Source organism: Paenibacillus sp. FSL L8-0436 (genome assembly GCF_038593025.1).
Classification (GTDB): domain Bacteria; phylum Bacillota; class Bacilli; order Paenibacillales; family Paenibacillaceae; genus Paenibacillus_AQ.
Genome location: NZ_CP151955.1, coordinates 4562545 through 4585216 on the forward strand (window position 1 = coordinate 4562545; position 22672 = coordinate 4585216).

General features: G+C 48.1%; 26 protein-coding genes. 9 read left to right on the plus strand and 17 right to left on the minus strand.

All coding sequences use genetic code 11. The annotated features are described in order from the left end of the window. Positions 1 to 481: 481 nt before the first annotated feature. From trmD to NSS79_RS20940, 8 genes are all read right to left on the minus strand, one after another. Positions 482 to 1354 (minus strand): tRNA (guanosine(37)-N1)-methyltransferase TrmD, encoded by an 873-nt coding sequence (gene trmD / locus NSS79_RS20905; protein ID WP_342440416.1) that lies wholly within the window; start codon positions 1352 to 1354, stop codon positions 482 to 484. Beyond that, the gene (rimM, locus tag NSS79_RS20910; protein ID WP_342435978.1) at positions 1354 to 1878 is read right to left on the minus strand and encodes a ribosome maturation factor RimM; all 525 of its coding nucleotides are present in this window, start codon (positions 1876 to 1878) and stop codon (positions 1354 to 1356) included. Before rimM ends, trmD begins: the two co-directional genes overlap by 1 nt. Before the next feature lie 166 nt (positions 1879 to 2044). Further along, on the minus strand, positions 2045 to 2275 hold the full coding sequence (locus NSS79_RS20915) for a KH domain-containing protein (protein ID WP_038593622.1): 231 nt from the start codon (positions 2273 to 2275) through the stop codon (positions 2045 to 2047). A gap of 22 nt (positions 2276 to 2297) precedes the next feature. Beyond that, entirely contained in the window at positions 2298 to 2570 is a 273-nt protein-coding gene (gene rpsP / locus NSS79_RS20920) for a 30S ribosomal protein S16 (RefSeq protein ID WP_036688604.1), read from the minus strand. Positions 2571 to 2975: 405 nt separating this feature from the next. Further along, the gene (gene ffh / locus NSS79_RS20925; RefSeq protein ID WP_038593625.1) at positions 2976 to 4367 is read right to left on the minus strand and encodes a signal recognition particle protein; all 1392 of its coding nucleotides are present in this window, start codon (positions 4365 to 4367) and stop codon (positions 2976 to 2978) included. 21 nt (positions 4368 to 4388) lie between these two features. Next, on the minus strand, positions 4389 to 4745 hold the full coding sequence (locus NSS79_RS20930) for a putative DNA-binding protein (RefSeq protein ID WP_038593628.1): 357 nt from the start codon (positions 4743 to 4745) through the stop codon (positions 4389 to 4391). A 148-nt stretch (positions 4746 to 4893) separates the two neighbouring features. After that, positions 4894 to 5541: a hemolysin III family protein gene (locus NSS79_RS20935; protein ID WP_342435979.1), complete on the minus strand. Its 648-nt coding sequence runs from the start codon at positions 5539 to 5541 to the stop codon at positions 4894 to 4896. An 81-nt stretch (positions 5542 to 5622) separates the two neighbouring features. Further along, positions 5623 to 7140, minus strand: a complete 1518-nt coding sequence (locus NSS79_RS20940; RefSeq protein WP_342435980.1) for a carboxypeptidase M32 — start codon at positions 7138 to 7140, stop codon at positions 5623 to 5625. Between the two features lie 135 nt (positions 7141 to 7275). On the opposite strand from NSS79_RS20940, the gene NSS79_RS20945 reads away from it, so the two are divergent. The 4 genes from NSS79_RS20945 to NSS79_RS20960 all read left to right on the plus strand — a co-directional run bounded on the left by NSS79_RS20945 (position 7276) and on the right by NSS79_RS20960 (position 9241). Then, the gene (locus NSS79_RS20945) at positions 7276 to 7635 is read left to right on the plus strand and encodes an iron-sulfur cluster biosynthesis family protein (RefSeq protein WP_342435981.1); all 360 of its coding nucleotides are present in this window, start codon (positions 7276 to 7278) and stop codon (positions 7633 to 7635) included. 140 nt (positions 7636 to 7775) lie between these two features. After that, the gene (locus NSS79_RS20950; RefSeq protein WP_038593636.1) at positions 7776 to 8354 is read left to right on the plus strand and encodes a carbonic anhydrase; all 579 of its coding nucleotides are present in this window, start codon (positions 7776 to 7778) and stop codon (positions 8352 to 8354) included. A 183-nt stretch (positions 8355 to 8537) separates the two neighbouring features. Continuing rightward, positions 8538 to 8954, plus strand: a complete 417-nt coding sequence (locus tag NSS79_RS20955) for a hypothetical protein (RefSeq protein ID WP_342440417.1) — start codon at positions 8538 to 8540, stop codon at positions 8952 to 8954. Continuing rightward, entirely contained in the window at positions 8954 to 9241 is a 288-nt protein-coding gene (locus NSS79_RS20960) for a YxcD family protein (RefSeq protein ID WP_038593639.1), read from the plus strand. Before NSS79_RS20955 ends, NSS79_RS20960 begins: the two co-directional genes overlap by 1 nt. Positions 9242 to 9397: 156 nt before the next feature. Here NSS79_RS20960 and NSS79_RS20965 read toward each other — a convergent pair whose 3' ends face one another. Then, a complete protein-coding gene (locus NSS79_RS20965; RefSeq protein ID WP_038593642.1) occupies positions 9398 to 9592 on the minus strand; it encodes a sporulation protein Cse60 in 195 nt (64 codons plus the stop codon). A 423-nt stretch (positions 9593 to 10015) separates the two neighbouring features. Between NSS79_RS20965 and NSS79_RS20970 the strand changes: the two genes are divergently transcribed. Next, the gene (locus tag NSS79_RS20970) at positions 10016 to 10471 is read left to right on the plus strand and encodes a GreA/GreB family elongation factor (RefSeq protein WP_342435982.1); all 456 of its coding nucleotides are present in this window, start codon (positions 10016 to 10018) and stop codon (positions 10469 to 10471) included. A gap of 44 nt (positions 10472 to 10515) precedes the next feature. On the opposite strand, the gene NSS79_RS20975 is transcribed toward NSS79_RS20970, so the two are convergent. The 3 genes from NSS79_RS20975 to NSS79_RS20985 form a co-directional block, all read right to left on the minus strand. After that, positions 10516 to 11532, minus strand: coding sequence for a S66 peptidase family protein (locus NSS79_RS20975; protein ID WP_342435983.1), 1017 nt, complete (start codon positions 11530 to 11532; stop codon positions 10516 to 10518). Positions 11533 to 11706: 174 nt separating this feature from the next. Beyond that, positions 11707 to 12066: an acetyl-CoA acetyltransferase gene (locus NSS79_RS20980; RefSeq protein WP_342435984.1), complete on the minus strand. Its 360-nt coding sequence runs from the start codon at positions 12064 to 12066 to the stop codon at positions 11707 to 11709. Between the two features lie 179 nt (positions 12067 to 12245). Further along, positions 12246 to 13085: a DegV family protein gene (locus tag NSS79_RS20985; protein WP_342435985.1), complete on the minus strand. Its 840-nt coding sequence runs from the start codon at positions 13083 to 13085 to the stop codon at positions 12246 to 12248. Positions 13086 to 13323: 238 nt separating this feature from the next. Between NSS79_RS20985 and NSS79_RS20990 the strand changes: the two genes are divergently transcribed. Next, on the plus strand, positions 13324 to 13536 hold the full coding sequence (locus NSS79_RS20990; RefSeq protein ID WP_342435986.1) for a hypothetical protein: 213 nt from the start codon (positions 13324 to 13326) through the stop codon (positions 13534 to 13536). A gap of 116 nt (positions 13537 to 13652) precedes the next feature. Here NSS79_RS20990 and NSS79_RS20995 read toward each other — a convergent pair whose 3' ends face one another. Beyond that, the gene (locus tag NSS79_RS20995) at positions 13653 to 14189 is read right to left on the minus strand and encodes an ATP-binding protein (RefSeq protein WP_342435987.1); all 537 of its coding nucleotides are present in this window, start codon (positions 14187 to 14189) and stop codon (positions 13653 to 13655) included. 168 nt (positions 14190 to 14357) lie between these two features. Between NSS79_RS20995 and NSS79_RS21000 the strand changes: the two genes are divergently transcribed. The 3 genes from NSS79_RS21000 (at position 14358) to NSS79_RS21010 (ending at position 17276) form a co-directional block, all read left to right on the plus strand. Further along, complete coding sequence (locus NSS79_RS21000; RefSeq protein WP_342435988.1) at positions 14358 to 15236, plus strand: type II CAAX endopeptidase family protein; 879 nt, start codon at positions 14358 to 14360, stop codon at positions 15234 to 15236. 156 nt (positions 15237 to 15392) lie between these two features. Further along, positions 15393 to 16565 (plus strand): pectin acetylesterase-family hydrolase, encoded by a 1173-nt coding sequence (locus NSS79_RS21005; RefSeq protein ID WP_342435989.1) that lies wholly within the window; start codon positions 15393 to 15395, stop codon positions 16563 to 16565. 75 nt (positions 16566 to 16640) lie between these two features. Next, on the plus strand, positions 16641 to 17276 hold the full coding sequence (locus tag NSS79_RS21010) for a TetR/AcrR family transcriptional regulator (protein ID WP_342435990.1): 636 nt from the start codon (positions 16641 to 16643) through the stop codon (positions 17274 to 17276). 48 nt (positions 17277 to 17324) lie between these two features. Here the strand turns inward: NSS79_RS21010 and NSS79_RS21015 are convergent, their stop codons facing one another. The 4 genes from NSS79_RS21015 to NSS79_RS21030 all read right to left on the minus strand — a co-directional run bounded on the left by NSS79_RS21015 (position 17325) and on the right by NSS79_RS21030 (position 22660). Next, positions 17325 to 18611 carry a HAMP domain-containing sensor histidine kinase gene (locus NSS79_RS21015; protein ID WP_342435991.1) on the minus strand — a complete coding sequence of 429 codons (1287 nt, stop codon included), beginning with the start codon at positions 18609 to 18611 and terminating at the stop codon, positions 17325 to 17327. A 125-nt stretch (positions 18612 to 18736) separates the two neighbouring features. After that, complete coding sequence (locus NSS79_RS21020; RefSeq protein WP_342435992.1) at positions 18737 to 19414, minus strand: response regulator transcription factor; 678 nt, start codon at positions 19412 to 19414, stop codon at positions 18737 to 18739. A gap of 59 nt (positions 19415 to 19473) precedes the next feature. After that, the gene (locus NSS79_RS21025; protein WP_342435993.1) at positions 19474 to 21444 is read right to left on the minus strand and encodes a serine hydrolase domain-containing protein; all 1971 of its coding nucleotides are present in this window, start codon (positions 21442 to 21444) and stop codon (positions 19474 to 19476) included. A 424-nt stretch (positions 21445 to 21868) separates the two neighbouring features. Beyond that, on the minus strand, positions 21869 to 22660 hold the full coding sequence (locus NSS79_RS21030) for a PHP-associated domain-containing protein (protein ID WP_342435994.1): 792 nt from the start codon (positions 22658 to 22660) through the stop codon (positions 21869 to 21871). Between the last annotated feature and the right edge of the window lie 12 nt (positions 22661 to 22672).

The following is a 22672-nucleotide window of genomic DNA, read 5'->3' on the forward strand; positions in this document are numbered from 1 at the left end:
GGACGGTCTTTTTCATGTAAAAAACCATTAAAGCAGCGGTCATTGATCCGTCTGTTCTAATGGTTTTTTGGGTTACTGCTGCTATTACTATAGCACTTCTCCTATTGGACCTGTTGCCAGGGTCTGTTCTCTACTCAAGAAAGAGGGTTACGATTTACGATTCGTATAAAAATCGATAATATCGCTTACTGTGCGGAGCGGCTCCGCTTCCTTGTGGACAGTGTCCACGTCCGGTTTAAACTCTTCACGCGTATTCGTAGTCACTTTCAGTTCATTCCTTTCAATTGTTAAGCTAATTGCATCTAAGTTGCATATCTTATTGCGGCACCTCTAACTATTACCCTAAAAAAAGGATAACTACGCACATTTGCTCTTATTTTTTTTGTGAAGCTTATGTGTCTGTTAAATTATTCACTACATAACAAAAAACGCCTCCTCAACGTAATATACGTTAAAAAGACGTGTGATATGCCTTGTGCCCTTAATTATTTTGTTCAGGCTTGTTCTGCTGCTGGCGTAAACGCTCCAGTGTCTTCTTATCCTTCACCGTTAATTCGGCGGTATCCAGAAGATCCGGTCTCCGCTCCAGGGTTCGTTCCAGAGCCTGCTCACGCCGCCATATTTCGATATTGGCATGGTGACCGCTCAGCAGTATATCCGGCACCTTCCATCCCCGAAACTCAGCCGGACGCGTATAATGCGGATACTCCAGCAGGCCGGTGCTGAACGAATCTGTTATCGCTGAGGTTTCATTTCCGAGGGCCCCGGGCTGCAGCCGCACTACCGAATCGATGACCGTCAGGGCGGGCAGCTCACCACCGGTCAGCACGTAATCCCCAATGGACAGCTCATCTGTTACGAGATGCTCTCTGATCCGTTCATCATAACCTTCATAATGGCCACAGATAAAGATCAGATGCTGCTCCTGGGCCAATTCCTCGGCGATGTGCTGGTTATATTGTTTTCCCTGGGGGCACATAAGGATAATACGCGGTTTCACAGGAGAAACAGACGTACGTTCCGCTATTGCACCAGTACCATGCTGGTGCTCATCTCCGTTTACATCGCCGCTTTCGGGAAAACTCCCCGCGGTGATCTCCTCAGCTTGCTGTCCGTCCTGAGAGATGCCCAGCACATGTTCCACGGCAGCAAAGATTGGGTCAGGCTTCAGCACCATCCCCCCGCCTCCGCCATAGGGCGTGTCATCCACACTGTTATGCTTGTTGCCTGAGAAATCACGGAAATTGACTGCGTTTAGGGAGACGATGCCTTTTTCACGTGCTTTGCCAAGAATGCTTGTGCCAAATACACCCTCACACATTTCCGGGAAGAGCGTCAGCACATCAATTCTCATCATGGCAATAGTCCTTCCATCAGGTGAACGGTGATTTTCCGGGCTGCAATATCCACGTCAAGCACTACATCATTGATGACCGGAATAAGAATATCCTGTCCTTTGGCCGGTTTCACAACCCAGACGTCGTTGGCTCCAGGCTGCAGGATGTCTGTAATCGTGCCCAGTGGCTGGCTTCCATCCTCATCAGTGTATACTTCGCAGCCGACGATGTGGTGGAAGTAATATTCATTTTCCGGAAGCTCGACGAGATCATCACTAGGAACCTTAAGCAGGCTGCCTTTATATTTCTCGACCTGATTGATGTTGGTATAGCCCTTCAGTTTGGCAATGAACATCCCTTTATGCTCTTTGGCGGATTCCACGATCACCTCGAATTTCGGACTTCCATCAGCGGGGATAAGCAGTAGCTTTTTGCCCGGCGCAAAGCGGACATCCGGAAAATCGGTATGCGACAAAATCTTGACCTCCCCGCGAATGCCGTGGGTATTGACCAGCCTGCCTACGGTTAACTCTTCCGTCATATAATCCTCTCCTTCAAATATTATCAGCGTTACTGCTGCAATAGGACTCGTACATAAATGGCACGGCAACGCCTATTTTGGTTCTTTGTACATTAATCTATACTGCTATATTTGAACAAAAAGGAGCCGGGATATACTATCCCTAGCCCCTCATTGAACGCATCCATTAAGATAAAATATCCACGGTAACGCGTTTATCGCTCTTGACTGCTGCAGATGTGACTACTGTGCGAAGCGCTTTGGCGATCCGTCCCTGTTTGCCAATGACCTTCCCCACATCATCAGGATGTACGGAGAGTTCATATACAATCAGGTGATCCTTCTCCACAGTCCGCACGATCACATCTTCTGGATGATCCACTAAAGCCTTAGCAATAACACCAACTAATTCTTCCATAGAGGACCCTCGCAATCAGTCATTATTTCTGTTGCTTCAGCTCATGGAACTTCTTCATCACGCCTGCTTTGGAAAGCAAGTTGCGGACGGTATCAGATGCTTGTGCACCTGTTTGAAGCCATTTAAGAGCTTTTTCCTCATCGATCTTAACTACTGCCGGTTGTTCAATCGGATTATAATAACCGATTTCCTCGATGAAACGACCGTCACGAGGGGACCGGGAATCGGAAACCACTACACGATAGAAAGGCGCTTTATGTGCACCCATTCTTTTCAAACGAATACGTACTGCCACGAAATTCACCTCCTTAAAAGAATATCGAAAGATTGGGAAGAGTTTGCCGGAAACCTTTTTCCGATCCCTCCCAAACCCTCCCTTAGCCAAGGGAGGGCCCCAAGGGCTCTGCCCTCTGGACACCCGGCTAAGTGCAATTGGCGTGGGCATTCAGACTGGCGGGACCTGGGATAGTTCGGGCAGGATCGCTTTTCGTCCCTAGCGGGACCCGCTTAACAACGGGCGGTACCTGGGAACTGGTTTTACAAACTCTTTAGATCAAAAGATTAAGATCAAGAGATTAAGATCAAAAGATTAAGATCAAAAGATCAAACCTTCTCGATCATCTGATGTTGTACAATGTCTGATCTAAGGGTAAAGCTTAAAGCTTAAAAATTAAAGATTAAACCTTAAAGACTATTAACATTAACGGAAAGGGAACTTCATACCCTTGCCGCCGCCAAGGCTCTTAAGCTGCTTCATGGCGTTTTTCTTACCGCCCTTACCACCGCCGCCGCCCATCATACCGGAGAACTGCTTCATCATTTTGCGCATTTCATCGAACTGCTTGATGAGACGGTTAACCTCGGCTACGTTGGTTCCACTGCCTGCGGCGATGCGCTTGCGGCGGTTATGATTGATGATCTCAGGCTGGGCTTTCTCAGCTTTGGTCATCGAATGAACAATTGCTTCGACGCGGCCCATCTGCTTGTCGTCGACCTTCAGGTCCTTCATGCCTTTGGCTTTATTCATGCCAGGCAGCATGTCGAGAATCTGGTCGATCGGGCCAAGCTTCTTGACCTGATCCATCTGCTCCAGGAAATCGTCGAACGTAAATTCCGCATTACGCATCTTACGTTCCATTTCCTTCGCTTTTTCGGTATCAATGTTGGCCTGAGCCTTCTCGATCAAGGAGAGCATGTCGCCCATGCCGAGAATCCGGGAAGCCATCCGTTCCGGGTGGAACGGCTCCAGTGCATCGATCTTCTCGCCCAGTGCGGCGAATTTGATCGGAGTGCCGGTTACGGCTTTGACGGACAATGCTGCACCACCGCGGCTGTCGCCGTCGAGCTTCGTCAGCACTACGCCGGTAAGCTCAAGCTGCTTGTTGAAGCTGTCAGCTACATTTACAGCATCCTGACCTGTCATGGCATCTACTACAAGCAGCACCTCGTCAGGATTCACGACGTTATGGATCTGCTTCAGCTCTTCCATCAGCTCTTCATCAATATGCAGGCGGCCAGCAGTATCGATGATCACATAATCCAGCCCGTTGTCCTTCGCATGCTGGACCGCTTGTCTGGCAATCTCCACCGGGCTCGTCTGATCTCCCAGGGAGAATACTGGAACCTTAATTTGTTCGCCTAGCACCTGCAGCTGCTTGATTGCAGCCGGACGGTAAATATCGCCCGCTACAAGCAAAGGACGGTGATTACCCTTCTGCAGCAGCTTAGCCAGCTTGCCTGAAGTGGTCGTCTTACCGGCCCCTTGCAGACCCGCCATCATTATGACTGTCGGCGGCTTATTGGACTTGGCCAGCTTCGCTTGGCTTCCACCCATCAGGTCGGTTAATTCCTTGTTAACGATATCAATGATGACCATGCCGGGAGTAAAGCTGTCCATCACTTCCTTGCCGATCGACTTCTCCTTCACCTTGGACACGAAGTCCTTGACTACTTTGAAGTTAACATCGGCTTCCAGAAGCGCCAGCCGCACTTCACGCATCGCTTCGTTGACGTCATCTTCAGTTACTTTTCCTTTGCCGCGCAGCTTGCTGAACACATTCTGCAATCTTCCGGTTAAACCTTCAAACGCCATATGCGGCTGTCTCCCTTCATGCTACTCTAACCTCTGCAAACGATCCAGGATATCCGTGAACCGCTGTTTATATTGCTCAGGCAGCATCCCATTGTCCGGCAGTCTGCGCAGTTCTTCTAAATATCGGTTGCGGTCTTCATGTTTGGCAAGAAGCCCAAGCTTCTCTTCATAATTCTCCAGCACTTGCTCCGCACGTTTAATATGTTCATAAACGGCTTGGCGGCTAATTTCAAATTCCGCGGCGATCTCTCCGAGTGAGAAATCATCGTGGAAATAATATTTAAGAAACGTTTGCTGCTTGTCAGTAAGCAGGCGTTCATAGAAAGCAAATAACAAGTTAATCCGGTTAGTTTTCTCGAGCCTATTCTCCTGACTCATTAAGGGCACTCCCTTCGTCAAGGAAAAACACTTTACAGCTTCACAACGTCCCTTATGATACCGAAAACAAAGAAAGATGTCAAGCCTTTTTGCTTGTCATCTTATTCTTTGTGCCCAAACCCTAATTTCTGTCCCGAAATGCTCTGAATTAACGGATGGGAAGCAGGTAAATCAGCACCGCAAAAAAGTGGGTCACACTTCCCGCCAGTACAAACACATGCCAGATGGCGTGGTGGTACGGGAAACCTCTCCATACATAAAAGATGGTCCCCAGCGTGTACAATATTCCACCTGCCATCAGCAGTGTCATGCCCCCTCCGGCCACTACAGCCGATAAAGGATTCCAGGCGATCACAATCAGCCAGCCCATCGCAATGTAGAAGACAGTGGACATGAACAGAAACCTTTTGACGAAGTAGGCCTTGAACAATACTCCGAAAAATGCCACTCCCCAGATAATGCCGAACAGGCTCCATCCAAGCGTGCCACGAATGGCTACCAGCAAAAATGGTGTATAGGTACCGGCAATAAACAGATAAATCGAGGAGTGGTCAAAGAATTCGAACAGATCCTTCGCTTTGCCCTCCCTGAGACTATGAACCAGTGTGGAATTCAGATAAAGAAGCAGCATCGTCGTTCCATAAATGGAAAAGCTGACTACATGCCAAGCCGTCCCCTTCAGACTGGCAAAAACAACAAGCAGAACAAGTGCAGCTACACTCAGTACCGCACCTATACCATGAGTAATTGCATTGGCTACCTCTTCCCTGCGGCTGTAAGTATGCGTGTTTGCCATAATAAAATCCTTCCGTTAGCGGTTTCCTTCTATTATATCGTTTTCCCGGAACTCATTCCAGCCTATAGCCTCATTTGGGTTTTACAGCTTGTAAAGCTCCGTATATTTCGCCTCGAGATAATCAGCCAGATAATCCGGGTTCAGCGGTTCGCCGGTCACCTGTTCGATAATTTGTGAAGGCGTCAGCGCCGAACCGTACCGGTAGATCTTGTCTGTAAGCCATTCCTTAATCGGCAGCAGATTGCCTTCGGCGATCAGAGCGTCAAATTCCGGCAGCTCTTTACGCAGAGTGTTCAAAATTTGCGCAGCATACATATTACCAAGGGAGTATGAGGCAAAATAACCAAAGTCACCGCCGGACCAATGGACATCCTGCAGTACGCCAAGCGCATCGGTCGGCGGTGTAATGCCGAGGTATTCCTGATATTTGGCATTCCATACTTTTGGCAGATCCTTCACTTCCAGACCTTCATTAAAGATCAGCTTCTCGATTTCATAACGGACGATAATGTGCAGGTTATAAGTCAGCTCATCGGCTTCGATGCGGATGAAGGAATTCGCCACACTATTGATCGCACGGTAGAAATCTTCTACTTCCACATTTGTCAGCTGTTCAGGGAAATGCTGCTGCAGATCGCCGTAATAACGCTGCCAGAAGGCCCGGCTGCGGCCGATCATATTCTCCCACAGTCTCGACTGGGATTCATGGATGCCCATAGATGCCCCTTGAGCCAGCGGTGTGCCGACCAGATCCTTGCTGATGTTTTGCTCATACAGAGCATGTCCGCCCTCATGGAGCGAGCTAAAAATAGCACTAGTAACGTTGTCCAGCAGATAGTTGGTAGTGATGCGCACATCCCCCGGATTCAGCCCGGTTGCGAAAGGATGTACACTTTCATCCAGCCGGCCTGCTTCAAAGTCATAGCCCATCTGCCCCAGAACAAAGAGGCCGAATTTCTCCTGTTGCTCTTTGGCATAGATTTCACTCAGGAATTTCGTGTCCGGCTTGTTAGGCGAAGCATTGATGGCTTCCACAAGCGGAACAAGACGGCTGCGCAGACGATCGAAGATTTCATCGACTTTTTCGGTGGTCAGATCTGGTTCGTACATATCCAGCAGCGTATCGTATCGGGTGCCTTTGACACCCCAGTAATCAATGAACTCCTGCTTAAAGGCAACAATCTGACTTAAGAACGGCTCAAAGGAGGTGAAATTATTGCTTTCCTTGGCTTCTTCCCACACGGTTTGTGAATGAGCCGACAGAACAGAATATTCTTCAAATCTCTTGGATGGAATGCTCTTGCTGCGCTCGAACTCCTTGCGGCAATCTTTCACGATTTTGTTCTGGTTGTCGCTTAGCTGGCTGCTGACAGCCGGGCGGCTGAAAAATTCAGTGAACTCTCCCATCTCCGGCGAAGTCTGGAGTCTGAACAGTTCTCCGCTAAGCATACCAATCGTACCCGAACGGATCTCCACCCCTTTACGAGGTGCACCTGTACGCAGATCCCAATGCAAAAGTCCGATTGTTTCAGAATACCCGCTGATTTTTAACAATAGCTCTTCAAATTTCTCCCACTCTTCTTTAACCGTCTGTTCCATATCCGAGCACCTGCTTTCTCTGTTTTAGCATCTCCTCTTGATGATACTTTTTTAAATAAGTATAATCAACTTCAGAGCCTTACATCTCTAATTTGAAATACTTTATCATTAAGCCGATAGGAGTGTGAACAGAACATGAAGATTCAGATTACACCTCTGGCCGAGAGGAAGCTGAAGGAAAGGCTTGGGGATCAGCCGGGGCTTTTTAAACTCTTTTATGATACGGAGGGTTGCGGCTGCGACGGAATCAATGTTCTGCTGATCGTTAATGAAGCACAATCCGGCGATGTTTCCATTGATGCAGACGAGTTGCCTTTTATCATCAGCCGCCAGCAGGAGATCTTTTATGAAGAGCAAATGCGGCTTGATGCCGAGGAGCGGTTCTCTTCGTTCAAGCTGGACAGTCATTCACAGATTTATGGCAAGAATATTCTTGTAAGAGATTTGCGCAATACCGAAGTACCCCAGTCAGGGCTGGAATTGCTTGCGAAGTAACTCCCCGTTAACCCTTAAGCATATATTCCTAAACCTAGGAAGCTATGCTCACAAAACACAGTGTATGCTTCCGAGGCAAGTTTTGTACGAAGTAAACCTAGGAAGCTATGCTCACAAAACTTTTAGGAGGAAGCATGGTCATGACTCAAATTACAAATATCCTGGAGTTCAACAAACAGTTTGTCGAGAAAAAAGAATACGAAGCCTATCTGACCAGCCGCTTCCCTGATAAAAAAATGCTGATCATCACTTGCATGGACACCCGGCTCGTAGAGCTGCTGCCCAAAGCGATGAATTTCAAAAACGGTGATGTCAAAATCATTAAAAATGCCGGTGCGATCATTTCCCAGCCCTTCGGCAGCGTAATGCGGAGCGTAATGGTCGCGTTATACGAGCTGGATGCGGACGAAGTTATTGTGGTCGGCCATTACGAATGCGGCATGGCTTCGCTGAATGCAGACAAGATGATCAACTCGATCAAAGAGCGCGGCGTTTCCGAACAGGTCCTTTCGACCCTGGAGAACTCAGGGATTAAATTAACCAAGTGGCTGCGCGGGTTTGACAATGTGGAGGAAGGGGTAATTCAGACTGTGGAGCTGATCAAGCGCCACCCCTTACTCCCCCCAAACGTGCCTGTGCACGGCATGATCATCGATCCGGCAACCGGAGCGCTTGAGCTTGTCTCGGACGGGTATGTGGAGAACAAGGCAACTCTCTGAAACTGCTGTTTGCGTGGATCCTGGATCCACGCACTTTTTTTTGGCCATAATTTGTATTCCGGCATTTAATCTCTAAATTATTATATTTAAAATTGAAACCACCTAGGGCATACTACGTATTACCGGACAGACACTACAAATCCAAGACAACCTTTAGGAGGGTACTTGTACTCAATGAAACCCATGAAACGCGTAATGATGATTGTAATGGCCTTTACCCTGTTTTTTGCCGTAACCGCTCCTGACTTTGCGGATGCACGACGTGGAGGCGGCTTTAAATCCGGAGCCCGCGGATTCACCACCACTCCAAAGAAATCTACAACCAATAATGTGAAACAAAGCGATAGCACCAAAGGAACAACAGCCGGCACTGCAAAACGCGGATTCTTCAGCGGAGGCAGCTTGATGAAAGGCCTGATGATCGGCGGAATCGCCGGCTTCCTCTTCGGGGGCATGTTCGGCGGAATGGGCGCTTTCGGGAATTTCCTTGGCCTAATGATTAATATGCTTGCCGTCTATCTTGTAGTGGTACTGATCATGTCCTTCTTCCGCCGCAGAAAAGAAAGACGCAGGCTTGAGGAAAGAGATGGCCGTTACTAATGCCAACAACTGTTCTAAGCATGGATGAAATTATTAACGCCCTCTGCCTGCATATGGCTGAACGCAAGGCAGTCCGTGTGGAAGATGTTCAGGTAGAGCTCAGTTGGGAGGAAGATACCGGGTACAGCGCAGAGGTGTGGATTCAAGGCCGAAGCCAATACCTGGTAGAATCCAATATAACTGAAGCGATCCTCCGCTATATGCACAGTGAGTATGGCATCCGGGCTTACCGCGAGGATCTCAGACTGGAGCTGGATGAAGAAATAACGGCAATTGTCAGCACTTGATTCTATTACTACATTGCAACAAATAAAGGGACAGCCTCCGGGCTGTCCCTTTATTCCATTAATGTGAACGGCTAAATGCTGAACGCATGATAAAGTAAGATGATCACTATACATAACGTGGAGAGGGCGGACAACCACGTAAAAAATAAACTCCAGTTATAGCTTTTCATTCGTCTTATACACAATCAGAATGGTGCTCCGTTGATGCTCCGCCCCGTCCCGCGAAGATTTGACTACGGAACCGTAGCACACCTTCACCACTTGTTCTTCCTGCAATCCCATCAGAAATTCATTTGCCTTATTTTCAGCATAGGAATTATCCGCATCTACAAACTCTTTAACTTGAATCATAATATTCTCCTTTAATAGATGTAATTATTTATTAATTCGAATTCTATATAAGAAAACAATGAAGTGCTCATGGCGCATCACTCCTCTGGTAACATTTAATGTAAGAAACCTCTAAATATACAGCAAGGCACTTCGCAGTAAACTGCGAAATGCCTTAATATCAGTCAAGCTTAACATCCAATGGGAGAAGGGTCAAATGTTTTCACTCCATAATTATGAAAAATCCATGGCAGCCCTGTGTAACAATCGTTTGGTTCTCCGCTGAGAAGCTGATATACTGTTGTGAAGGTCTCATTTAAGGAGATCTCTATTTGCACACCCTTTTTTAAGAGCGGTACACCAAATTTTGAAGGAGGCTGGACATGATTACGAATTACAAGATGACAGCAGGGGATGTTTTTCTTAGAGGGGGTGAAATCTACTATGAACCATAGTCTTCTACTGCAAACCTCCCGGACTCAACTGGTAAAGCAGCTGTTATATTTTGATGAAGAGAGAAATGGATTTCTCAATCATTATTACCCTGGCAAACATCCTCAGAGAAAACAGGCGGAGGAACTGATTAACAGCTACTGCACTGTTCTAGAGCAACTCCTCTCAGACTATAGTGAAGAGAAACTATGCTCGAATGTATTGATTGGAAGCCGGCTGGACCTGCGCTATTTGGCGGATGGTTATATAGACACCTATACCATTGTGTTCCCTGCATACACCGACCCGGCCGAAGGGAAGATTTCCTGGCTGTCGCCACTGGGTATGCAGCTGCTGATGGCCCAGCGCAATCATGAGTATGAGCTTGAAGTCCCTTCAGGGAAAATCTCTGTCATGATTGACAACATCAGCTTTGAGAATAGCGGCGAAGTGGATTCAGCAGTCTGAACAAAAAAGGGGCAGCCGCCGGGCTGTCCCTTAATCATTTTCTGCTAATCTTTAAAGTACTGGGTAATTGTCCCCGCACCGTTCTGCACCTTCACCTCCGCATACGCCCCGTTGATTAAAGTGAGCTGCGGCGGTACATGGCCGAAGTCAACATCATAGATTACCGGCAATTGAAGCTCCCCGGATAACTCTTTGTAACAATCCTCCACCGTATAGCTGTCCACCGGACGATTGGCACCGCTTCTCCCGAACATAATACCAGAGCAATGCTCGAACCAGCCAGCCAGTTTCATCTGCACCAAAGACCGGCGCAAATCCACCGTGTTCAATTCACAATTCTCCAAATACCACAGGATTGGTTCGTTGTGAATCATATTCTGCTGAAAATACTGCACATTTCCGAAAGGTGTCCCGATAATATGCCGGATCACATCTATGCATCCGCCAAGCAAACGCCCGGACAGTGATACTTCACCAGCAGTCACCGATTTCCAAACCGTCGGCTCATCCAAATGAAAGATAAAGGGGGAATTGACGTCCACTCCCCCCTCCTGCTGATACTTTGCCGATGATTTCTGCATAATCGAACCCCCACGGGTCGTGGACATTACCTTTTGCCACATGGCTGTAGTGTTATCGGTTTGCTTCCCTCTCAGATCTGCCAGGCTTGGACCGTGCGCTGTTGCCAGACCCGTCTGCAGCGTAATGGCAAGCAGCAGCAAACTGATATCGGAAAAACCCAATATCCATTTCTCCTGCACCAGGCTGAAATCTATATATTCCAGCATTTCAATCAATAATTCCCCGCCCCATGGCGGAATGATAAGATCGATGGCGTCATCCTGCATCATGGAGTTAAATTCCTCGGCACGTGTTTTGCCTGAAGCTGATTTGGCTTTATTCTGTTTAAATACCGTCTCGCCGCAATGCACCCGGTATCCTTTTTCTTTCATCCGCTCACAGGCTTGCTCGAACAGCTTACGGTCTAGTGGACTTACGCCATATGAAGAAGCCGTCACACCGATCGCTGCCCCGTCGTTCAATAAAGGGTATGTAATCATTTTCTACCTCCTGAAAAAATTCCCGTAATCCACCTTTGATTCTACATCGAATAGCAAGTCTTCGGAAGCCCGGATTTATCTTATACAGATACAAACGGCAAAAGACATGACCAGAACATACGGAAGAGCTGCCGATGATCCAGATCATGTCTTCTATTCGTGATAGGCCCGGGATTAGATCAAAGAGATGGCGAGCAGCTCGAACAGCACAAGCGGCAAGATCACATTATTGTTAATCGGCGCGGGATATGGATAGTAGCCCGGACCCGGCGGGAATGGTTTGTAGTAGGGATTATAGTATCCGCGTACAGATTGTGTGGTAGCGGTAACTGACAGGTACAGATTTTTATTGTCCATCCCCGCAATAGTTCCCTCATGCATGAGTCCGTCAATCGTCTGTACTTTTACTTTGTGGTTTAAGTAGGGCTTGCAGGAGTGGTGCAGAGATTCACGGACTCCGTGCAGGTGCTGGACTACAGCAGGATCGGCTTGATAGATAACCATCGCTTGCTGGCTGGAATTATATGTCGACATGTTGGTTGACCTCCGTAACTGGTTTTGCTTCAGTCTATGCTGATGCCTATAGTAAGGTGTCTTCCCCTCCCATACCGTATAGAATGCCGCCCCAGACAAGTCTCCCGGAAAACAAAATAGCCGCACGCGGGGCTAGTTCCCATGTACGGCTTGTTTATCTTTTTTAGGGTTATATCCCTTTAGAAAGCCACTCCGATTCCGCCTTCGCCGGCATAGGTGCCCATAACCGGTCCCATGCTGGAGAATACGACCTCTTTAAAGGGGTGCTTTTCGAGAATGCGTTCTTTAATCTCCAGGGCCAGCTTCTCGCAGTTGCTGTGCACAATGGCAATAACCGCCTTCTCATAATCATGCTGCTTCTCCTCAAGCTTAGCCAGCAGATGGTTGAGTGCCTTGGGCAGCCCGCGGGTTTTCTCCACCACCTCAACTGTACCTTCCTCACTGATTTTGAGCAGCAGCTTGATGTTCAGCACCGAAGCCACCGCGCCCGACAAACGGTTCAGCCGTCCGCCCTTGATTACATTTTCCAACGTATCCAGCGTGAAGAATGCTTCCACTTCCCGGGATTTGAGAAGAATCATTTCTTTCAATTCCGCAAGGCTTGAACAGGTCACCGACCATTTCGCCGCGAAGGCGACAATCAGGGAGAGTCCACCGGAAAATCTCTTCGTATCTATAACTTCAATCGCATTCGGAAATCCTTCTTCTTCATACATTTCCTTGGCGATCATCGCGGCCTGATAGGTGCTGCTAATATTGGAGGACATGCAGACGACCATAATGTCAGTGCCTGCTTCCACTTCTTTGAACTTATCCAGGAAGACTTGCGGACTGGGACTTGCTGTGGTCGGCAGTTCCTTCGATTCACGCATTTTAGCATAAAAAGCCTTCGTGTCCGTATCTTCCGGCATCAGCTCATGTCCGAAATGAACCGGCAGCTGGACTACAGTAATATCATATTGGTCAACGTACTCAAGGGGGATGTCGGAACCGCTATCCGTAATTATCTTGATGGGCATCAGGGTGCTCTCCTTTCAATTCTATATTATTATAGTCACCATCTACACGAATCAACAGTACATTTTATAACTTGTCAAAACATTTGTTTTATGCTTAGGAGTACATTCACTCACTTTCCGGACTATTTTTGCTGTATGAAGACTCCCTGTAACTGAAATAGCAGTCACAAGTGTACTTTCTTACCTTTCGATGTTGTGATATGGTAAACAAATCAGCGTATAGAAATGGAGTGTAACCATGGGCAAGAACAGAGTGTGGAACAAAGGCAAGCATAACGGAGGCGGACTGGCGAAGAATAATGTAACGGACAAAGAATCCGCAGAATCGGCAACCCCAGCCGAGAGCGCTCCTGAGATTCCGAATCCGCGGATTGATACAGTAAAACCGATGAACCGCAGCAATTGGGTTGTTCGTCCGGCTAGGGTAACGCCTAAAGAAAAGAAAGAATAGCAAGCTAAGTCTTAACCTATACGATTACAACAAGCAAATACCCAGTCAGAACACGGAAATTCAGTGTTGGACTGGGTATATTTTATAAACTTTGCATTTGGGAATGAGAGAATGATCTATGCCTCGACCACTGTTTCCCCTTCCCCAGAAGGGGTCTCAAAACCGTTTAAAAACCGTGTGAGCGTGTCCTCTGTGATTGGAAACGCCGCATTGGCATCAAATCGTTCACTGCGGATTAGCAGCCTCTGCCGTAATTCCTCAGGCTCAACCTTCAAATGAATCAGTTCCCATACGCCGCCATGCTGTTCAATCAGCTGCTTGTAATCGTTCCGTCTTTGACGCTGCCAAAAGCTGAAATCGATGACGACATGCTGCTTTGCCTGGATCAGGCGGACCAGCTCCCCGCGCAGCTTCATCTCGGATTGTTCTTTATAATGCTCATAATTCTCTTCAGGGTAATCCACTCCATAACGTCCGTGAGAAGCCCAAATGTCTTCATCTATTGAGAGACGGACGAATCCCTTTTTCTCCAGCTTTTGAGCAAAGGTTGTTTTGCCCGACCCTGCCACACCACACATCATCACAACGACAGGAGCTGCGTTCATCGCCCTGTACTGCACCAGCTGTCCGATCACTGACTTTTCACTCCGCATAAGATGTCATCTCCTTCCCGGTCAACCGAATGTGCAGAACGTTTCTATGTATTTCTCTGTCAGGCAGGCGAATTCCTGTTCGATAAAAAACTAGACTAAGGTCCGTTGTTACGGGAATTAGTATGAAGATATACTATCAAGGGACAAAATTCAAGAAGGAGACTGATTATGAGTGAAAAAAGCATGAGGGCCGGCCTCTCTAGAGGCAAAGCCTTACTGGCTGTAGTTGGAGGAATCCTGGTTCTGGTCCTTGCCCAAGTGATTGCAAGTCTGATCTACTTGCTACCCTTTCCGCACACGGTATCCATTGTTCTATATTACTTGCTGTATATTGCGCTTGCCTATCTGGGAGTTAAGCTGTTAAGTGAACGGATGTTGAAGCTGTCTTTACAGGAATGCCGCATACATAGACCGCGTGCTGCTGCAAGATGGCTGCTGTGTGCCGTTACACTGCCTGTTGCTGTATCGGCAATCCTGTTATGCTTGCCCGGTGAATTTATTCCCGGCAACATGGATGGAGGAGAGACTGCCCTCATTATAGTAACAGCAATTGTCGGTACTGGGCTGAGTGCAGGTATCGTTGAAGAAATGATCTTCAGGGGAATCCTTATGAAATCGCTTGAACTGCAGTGGGGAAAGACGGTAGCAATCTGGGTGCCGTCTGTCATCTTCGGTTTGATCCATGCGATAGGCGCAGGCCTCAATGCCGCTGATTTGCTTCTGCTCTTCGTCGGGGGGACCAGTGTCGGCATTATGTTCTCCTTAATCGTGTACCGAAGCGGCTCCATTTGGAGCAGCGCGATCGTGCATGCTGTATGGAACATGGTTATGATTGGTGATATTTTACATATTGGCACAAAACCTGTTGAGCATGTTATTCTCTCTTACAGATTAACCTCGGATTCCACCTTGCTGACTGGAGGGAATTTCGGCGTTGAGCTTTCTGCCGCTGCCATTGCAGGATATTGGTCAGTAATTGCTGTAATATTATATTTGTCCAAAAAGCGCAGTACTCAACCTTTGAACGTGCCGACAAGCTTAAGATGACAAACGCATCCTAAGATCTCAGAGTGAGCAATTCAATTTGTAGTGGCTTAGTCGTCAAGCCTTATAGAGACAACCAACACTATTCATCACCATTAAAGTATACACCTTGTGCAACGAGTTGACTTGACGTATACTCCCATTAAGGGGGAGATGGATATGAGAAGAATAGGGAAAATCACGATGTTCACAGGAATTGGATTGTTGAGTCTTATTTTGATTGCCGTTCTTGCGATCAGCGCTTTTGTAATCAAGAGACCGGCGACCACAACCTCCGAACTGGCAGAAGTGAAGCCTTACAAGTGGAATAAAGTCAAGCTGGACGGAAATGTCATCTCCAGTGATGGTTCAGAGTATTTTCTGTGGAATAAAAAAGGGGAGAACAATAACTGGATCATCTTCTTTTCCGGAGGCGGGGCCAGTTGGGATGCCAAAAGCGCCGAGCATCCGATCAAGATTATGAATTTCATTAAAGGCGGGGATACAGGCAATTATTTTCCCAACATCCCGTTCTATATGCTCTCCTTGCTGAGAGGCATGATGGACACGGATAACCCTGACAACCCCTTCAACGGCTGGAATGTTGTATATCTGCCTTATTCGACCGGGGACTTCCATATCGGCAAGCACAATGCGGAATATAAGAAGGAAGACGGCACCCCCTTCACTATGCGCTATAACGGCAGCAATAACGTGCAGAGCAGCCTCGACTGGATTTATGCTAATGTGGATAAGCCCGACAAGCTGCTCATCGCAGGCGAAAGTGCCGGCGGGTTCGGCTCCGCCTTCTGGGCGGAGGAGATTGCCAGTCATTATAAGGACTCCGAGATTTATCAATATTCCGACAGTTCCTTCCTGAAATCGGACAAATGGCCGAAGGTTGTGGATCAGGAATGGCACGCTGACTTTACCAAGACATTTGGTTATCCCGCCGAAGCGGATATCATCGGGGCAGCCTTTAAAGCCAACGGACATCTCCTGCCGCCCAATGCCATACTATTACAATCCTACTCGTTATTTGACGAGATCCTAATTCACTTTCAGAACAACATCAACGATTATAAAGGGCCACAGGACCAGAAGAAGATCAACGAATGGTCACAGCAAATGCGTGCATCCGTGCGTTCTTTGGACGCCGCGTTACCGAATTATTATTATTATCTGACTGACTATGGACTGGATGCTGAGAAGGGCACAACCCCGCACACATTTGCAACGCGAGAAACTTTTTTTCAAGCAGAACAGGATGGAGTTACACTGCTGAAATGGCTGGGGGATGCGGTTAACCATCAGAAGCCCTATTCGGTGGGCAGCAAGTTCCTTGAGAAGTAAGAGTAAGCTCGGCACAATTAAGATTTAAAGACATTTAGCACAAGGAAAAATGGCAAGAGGCAGGAGAGAAGATACATGAAGCTGCGTGAAAAGCAGATGCAAATGACGCGGGAGATGATTAAGGATACTGCGCTGAACCTATTCTGTGCGCAAGGCATTGAGCGCACCGATATGGCTCAGATTGCAGAAGAAGCCGGCGTCTCCCGGCGTACTTTGTATCATCATTATAAGGACAAGGAAGAATTAGCCGCCCAGATCTATGTTGAGAATCTGGAGCGGATGTTCGGGCAACTGCTGTTTGACTTTAGTTTCGAGCAGCCCGAAGAATCCCTGGAGATTATTCTGGACAAGTATTTGGCGCTTAGGGAGCATCAGGATTCGTTGATCTATTACGATGCCATTTTTGGCGTCTACTATAGCACTCTGTCCAAGAATCCCGCTGAACTGCCTGATTTCAAGCAAGCGATGCAGGGGTGGTACACGCGCCTAGTGCAATTGGACACCGTACCGGTAGCTCCCGGGGAAAAAACAAGGTGGATGGACATTCTGCTGAAGTCCACCCACCTGTATTTCATGTATTTGCAAAAAGCCGTTATTATTGCCCATCAACGCGGCGGAGAAGTCACAGAAGAAGACAAGGCTAACGATCGCCAGTTCAAAGATTTCATCATGTTGGGCGTGCGGCATTCCCACCATCACAAAACCACTTAAGTGTGCTTCATGAGTACTTAAGGGGCAATGCACTCCACAGAAGTCAGCTTAATTCCCTTCCACCAGATCATCATCAGAGGGCTTATGGCCCTTCCGGCTGGCCGTAGCAGATGGAGAGAAAGGCAGTCTGACGATAATCGTCGTGCCCCCTCCTACTGCACCGTCCACCTCGATACTCCCCTGATGCAGAGAGACAATTTTCTTCACAATCGCCAGTCCGAGGCCGTTGCCGTTATTGTTCCCGTTCCGTGACTTGTCGACTTTATAGAACCTTTGGAATACCGCGCTGAACTCTTCCGGGGAAATACCGATCCCGTTATCGCTAATGATAACGGATATTTCTGTTGCATCTACGTCTATCCCGATACGGATGTTCCCGCCCTGCGGTGTAAACTTGATGCTGTTGCTAAGCAGATTCATCCAGGCTTGCTTAAGCTGATCTTCATCTCCCTTGATCTTGACAGCCACCGGCAGCTCAAGATCAATGACGATGCCTTTGGCCGACCACTGCGGTTCGCAGGTCACAACGACGGTTCGAATCTGCTCGTCAAGATTAAAGGAGCCTGCTTCGAAAGGATGGTGCTCGGAGTCCAGGGAAGCAAGCTTCAGCAGATTATCGCTGAGTCTGGACAGACGTTCACTCTCCGCAATAATGATATCAAGGTATTCGCTGCGTTCTTCCTCCATTACCAGATCATCGCTTCGCAAAGCCTTGGCAAACCCGGAAATAGACGTCAGCGGTGTCTGAATTTCGTGAGAGACATTGGATACAAAGTCCTGCCTCATCTGCTCCAACTGCTTGAGCTCCCCGGCCATCTCCACATAGCTTTGCGTCAGATCCCCTATTTCGTCCACGCGGTTCACTTTTAACTCTACTTCGAAATCACCCTTTGCCAGCCTCTTCGTCGCATTTGTCAGTGCTTTGATTGGCTCCACCAGATACCTGGCGGCAATGAGAATGCATATACTGCCGAGCAGTAGCACGAGTAGAAGCACGAAGAGCATCATCCGGTTAACGATATTTTCGTTCTCGGCGGAATACTGCAGGAAGATCGCATGCCACTCCCCTTTTAGCAGAAACGGCATTCCAATGAATGTATCCTTATCATCAGCGCTGGAACGATAGAACTTTCCATGCAGCACTTGTTTGACAGCTTCGGGGGTGATGATGACAGCCGGATTATTTTTAAGCCCATAGAAGGTATGTTCTCCGGAAGGATTGTACAAGTGGATCGGGTGTGCGGATACCTTAACCATGCTGTTCAGGAACTCATCCGTATCCTTAGGTTTGGCGTCATCATAGCGATGAATGATTTCCTTGCCCACTGCGATCATTTCGTTCTGACCCTCATAGCTTATTTGCTTCTGAAAGACATATAGACCAATGAGAAAAGAGCATATTAGGCTAAAAATAATGATGCCGAGAAACGTGAGAATGACACGCACGTACAAGGTCTTGATCATGGCTCAGGAATCAGCCGGTAGCCCAGGCCGCGGGCCGTTTCGATTTGAAATCGCTCGTCGTTGCCGGTGAATTTCTCCCTCAGCCGGCTGATATGGACATCGACGGTCCGGCCATCCCCTTCATAGTTCAAACCCCAGATCTGCATAATCAGCTGCTCCCTGGTGAAGATTTGTCCGGGGTGGCTGGCCAGCAGAAACAGAAGCTCGAACTCCTTCAAAGGAATAATGACCGGCTCATCTCCACGGGTAACCTGAAAGGTACGGCGATTGAGCTCAACATTGCCCACCTGCACAGTCTGGGAAGAAATGACCAGCGAGCGTTTAAGCAGCGCTTTTACCCGCATCACCAGCTCAATGGGATCAAACGGCTTGGTCAGGTAATCATCCGTTCCCAGCCGGAATCCCTTCACCTTGTGTGCCGACTCTGCTTTGGCTGTTACCATCAGGAGGCCGAGGTTGGCATCCCAGCGCCTGATTTCTCTGCACAGATCCCAACCGTCCAATCCTGGCATCATAATATCGAGAATAACGAGATCCACCCGCGAGTTCTCCACGATGGACAGCGCTTTGACGCCATCGCTGGCCTCTTTGATTTCAAAGCCTTCTTTTCGCAAGTACAAAGACATCAGCTTTCGGATGTTCGCATCATCATCCGCGATAAGTATAGTAGCCACGATCATCCTCCTCTCTTAGGCTTACATTATATATGATTTGTTCCTGGCAAGAAATGGCCTTAGCCGAACTGCCAGCCCAGCAGATTCCAATGGTAGAAGAACAGGCACAGTGCCACAGCCGAAAGTGCGACAAGAGTGTAATGCACGCGCATGAAAGCCGTCCAGTACTTGTTCTTCCAAGCCAGCACATCCGAGACAAGCAAAGCCAGAGTCATTCCAACGAATATCACAGGCATGGCTAAAACGAGATAAAATGAGGTACTGACGCTGCTGAGTCTCTCCAGCGTGTCCAACGACATAAGCACTGCAAATGTTGTGAAAAAGCTTATTAGTCCCCAACCCGCCGTCGCTGCGGAGAGTCGAATCGCCCATTTTTCAGGATTCGTCATCACCTTGAGCTTCCGTCTGGAGAACAGTAGTCCCAGCAGAGCAGTGAGGAAAATCAGGCTCGAGACGCCGAGCAGGACAAACCAGAACTTGTTCTTATCTATGAGCGGTGTGCGTTCCAGCGGCATATCTGGAATAGCTTCCAAGAGCATATGTGTGACTTTCCCGGAGTCGTCGGTGCGAAATCCGATTTGTTCCGTGCCTCCCTCATGCTGGAACAGATTAGTGTCCACAGGGACATATAATTGTTGCTCACTGCCACTTCCCAAGGAAAGTTTATTGTCTGAGACGGTCACATTAATCTGGGAGAAAAAACTGAAAAATTTATCAATGTCGCTAAAATTGCGGCGTGTAAATTGATAGGAGCCCGCATACTTTTCTAGAGATTCCGTAGAAGCGGAAATCACAGGCTGCTGAGTTACAGGAGCAGGATAATATTTGTTAAAAAATGCTCGAACCAGACCTTCTGCGGACTCACTGCCCTGACCGCCATTGTAGGAGACGAAGATGCCAACATTCTTAGCAGGTACAAGATACAATTCCGTGTTGAACATCGGGTCCGCACCGCCATGGGCAATAACACGCAGGCCGTTATACCGTTTCTCGGCGAATCCAAGATCCACTCCCGGCATACGTTTGTCGAATTGAAATGCCGTTGAATGCATTAATTTAGCCGTATCCGCTCTCAGAATCTCCTTGTCCCCATACTTCCCGTTCTGCAGATGGGCGATCATGAAGTGAGCCATGTCTTCTGCCGATACTGTACCTGAGCCGGCGGGACGAAAACCACCTTCGAATGTAGGTGTACCGGGAACAAAACTGCCGTTCTTACTTGTGTAACCCAGAACTTCGTAAGGCTTAAACTGCTCCGGCAAAGGCTCCACTACGGTTGCATATTTCATATCCAGCGGATCGAAAATGTACTTTTTAATGTAATCATCGTAAGGAATGCCGCTTACTTCCTCCACAATCAGGCCCGCAAGTGTGGCGCCATAGTTGGAATAGGAACTGATCTCACCTGGCGGTCTTACCCGTGCAGGCATATGCTTGTCGAGCGTTTCGGAGATCGACCCCGGCAGTTTGGCAGGGTCCGTGGTGATTTGATAGCCGACGCCACCTTCTTCGAACCCGGCTGTATGTGTCATCAAATGACGCATTGTGATAGGCTCAGGATAGGTAGCAGGTATCTTCACTGATTTCAGGTAGGTATTAATATCGGTATCCAGATCAATCTTGCCCTGCTCCATCAATTGCATCACCGCCGTCCAGGTGAACAGCTTAGTGGTTGAAGCGATCCGGAACATGCTGGTTGCGGGATCAACCGGTGCAGCTTTTTCCAGGTTGGAGCTGCCGTACCCCTTCGCCAGGATAATCTTGCCGTCCTTCAGAATGGAGATGACCGCTCCCGGAATCTGCAGCCTGTTCATATCTTCTTCCATGATTCCATCAACGAAGGTAGTCAGACCCGCAGTGTCATCAAGATCCCCTGGCGCTTCAATCTGATGCACCTCTGGCTTGGCTTGAGCCGTTTCGGCCGAGGCGAGTTTCCCGGAAAATATCAGGGTTTCCCCTAACCCGGCACCTAGAACAGCCAAGACGGCCAGACCAGCGATCAGCCTTTTTTTCATCATTGTAAACATCATTTATCCTCCGTATCATCATTTATTGGGATTGGATGATCATCCGCCCTAACACTTATAGAGATTATCAAAGTATTATGAATGGATTGTTAACAAGCTATAAAAAAGCAAACAAGACTGCTTTGCCGCCGCCAAGAGCGACAGAAAGCAGTCTATTTAGGGATCGTCCTGTCTCATTCATTATTCCTATAAAGGTTGAACTAAAGAATAACATAGGGGAAAAGGAATGGAGGAAAAGTTTGGAACTGTAGGAGCGGTAACGCCTGGTCTATGTCGGCAAGGATGTGGAAGAAATTAAGTCACTCTTAGGCAAGCTGCAAGATGGCGGCAACCTTTGATCGTGCCAACAAGCTTAAGATGACAAATGCATCCTAAGCTTGATTCTGTAGTCCCGGCGGGATCGTACAGGGCTTCAGATCTTTACATGCTAAGCCGAGTATTCCTCAGCCTCATCTCTGGACGGGGCTTCGCCCGACATTTGCTTCAGCAGTTTTTTCATCATGACCGAGGCTTTCACTTTGGTGTGCAGGCAGGGTGAAACCTCTATGGAATAATGGCCCTTACGCACTGCTTCCCTCAATTCCTTCATCGTGGAGCAGGCGTATTCCAGCTTATTCACCACGCTGCCATATTGCAGGCATTGATGGCTGTCGCTTCCGGCAATGACCGGTACACCCAGGTTGGCAGCAAAAGGAGTAATTAATGCGCGGTACGCCTCTGCTCCCTGCATGTAAATATCCTTGGCATTGAAATCAAAAGCATCCAGCCGGGCCAGCTGCTCCGGGTCCAGATGATGCAGCGGAGTGGAGCTCCGGAACGGGTGGCCTCCGATTTTCCACAAGTCCCGGGAATCAGCCAGATCCAGCAGCTGACGGAACGGTATGAAATGCCCCTCTTTGGTGTAATCCTCAAGACTGAAACGGACATCCAGAATATGCTCCTTCAGACCGATCAGCAGAATATGGCCGGTCTCGGCAATATCCACTTCCATTCCCGGGAAAATTCTCAAGCCGTCCGCCTCGTAATAATGGCCATTGTAAGGATACATACGGTCCAGCGTCTCATACATCGCGAAGAAATTGGAAGTGTTGAAATGTTCAGTCAGGGCGATGGCATCCAGGCCGTTCGCTATAGCCTCACTGACCATCCCCCGGAAGTAATCCGGGGAGAAGGTTGATTTCTTGGACAGCTTGCCATGGGTGTGCAGATCTATATTCATAAATGGATTTCT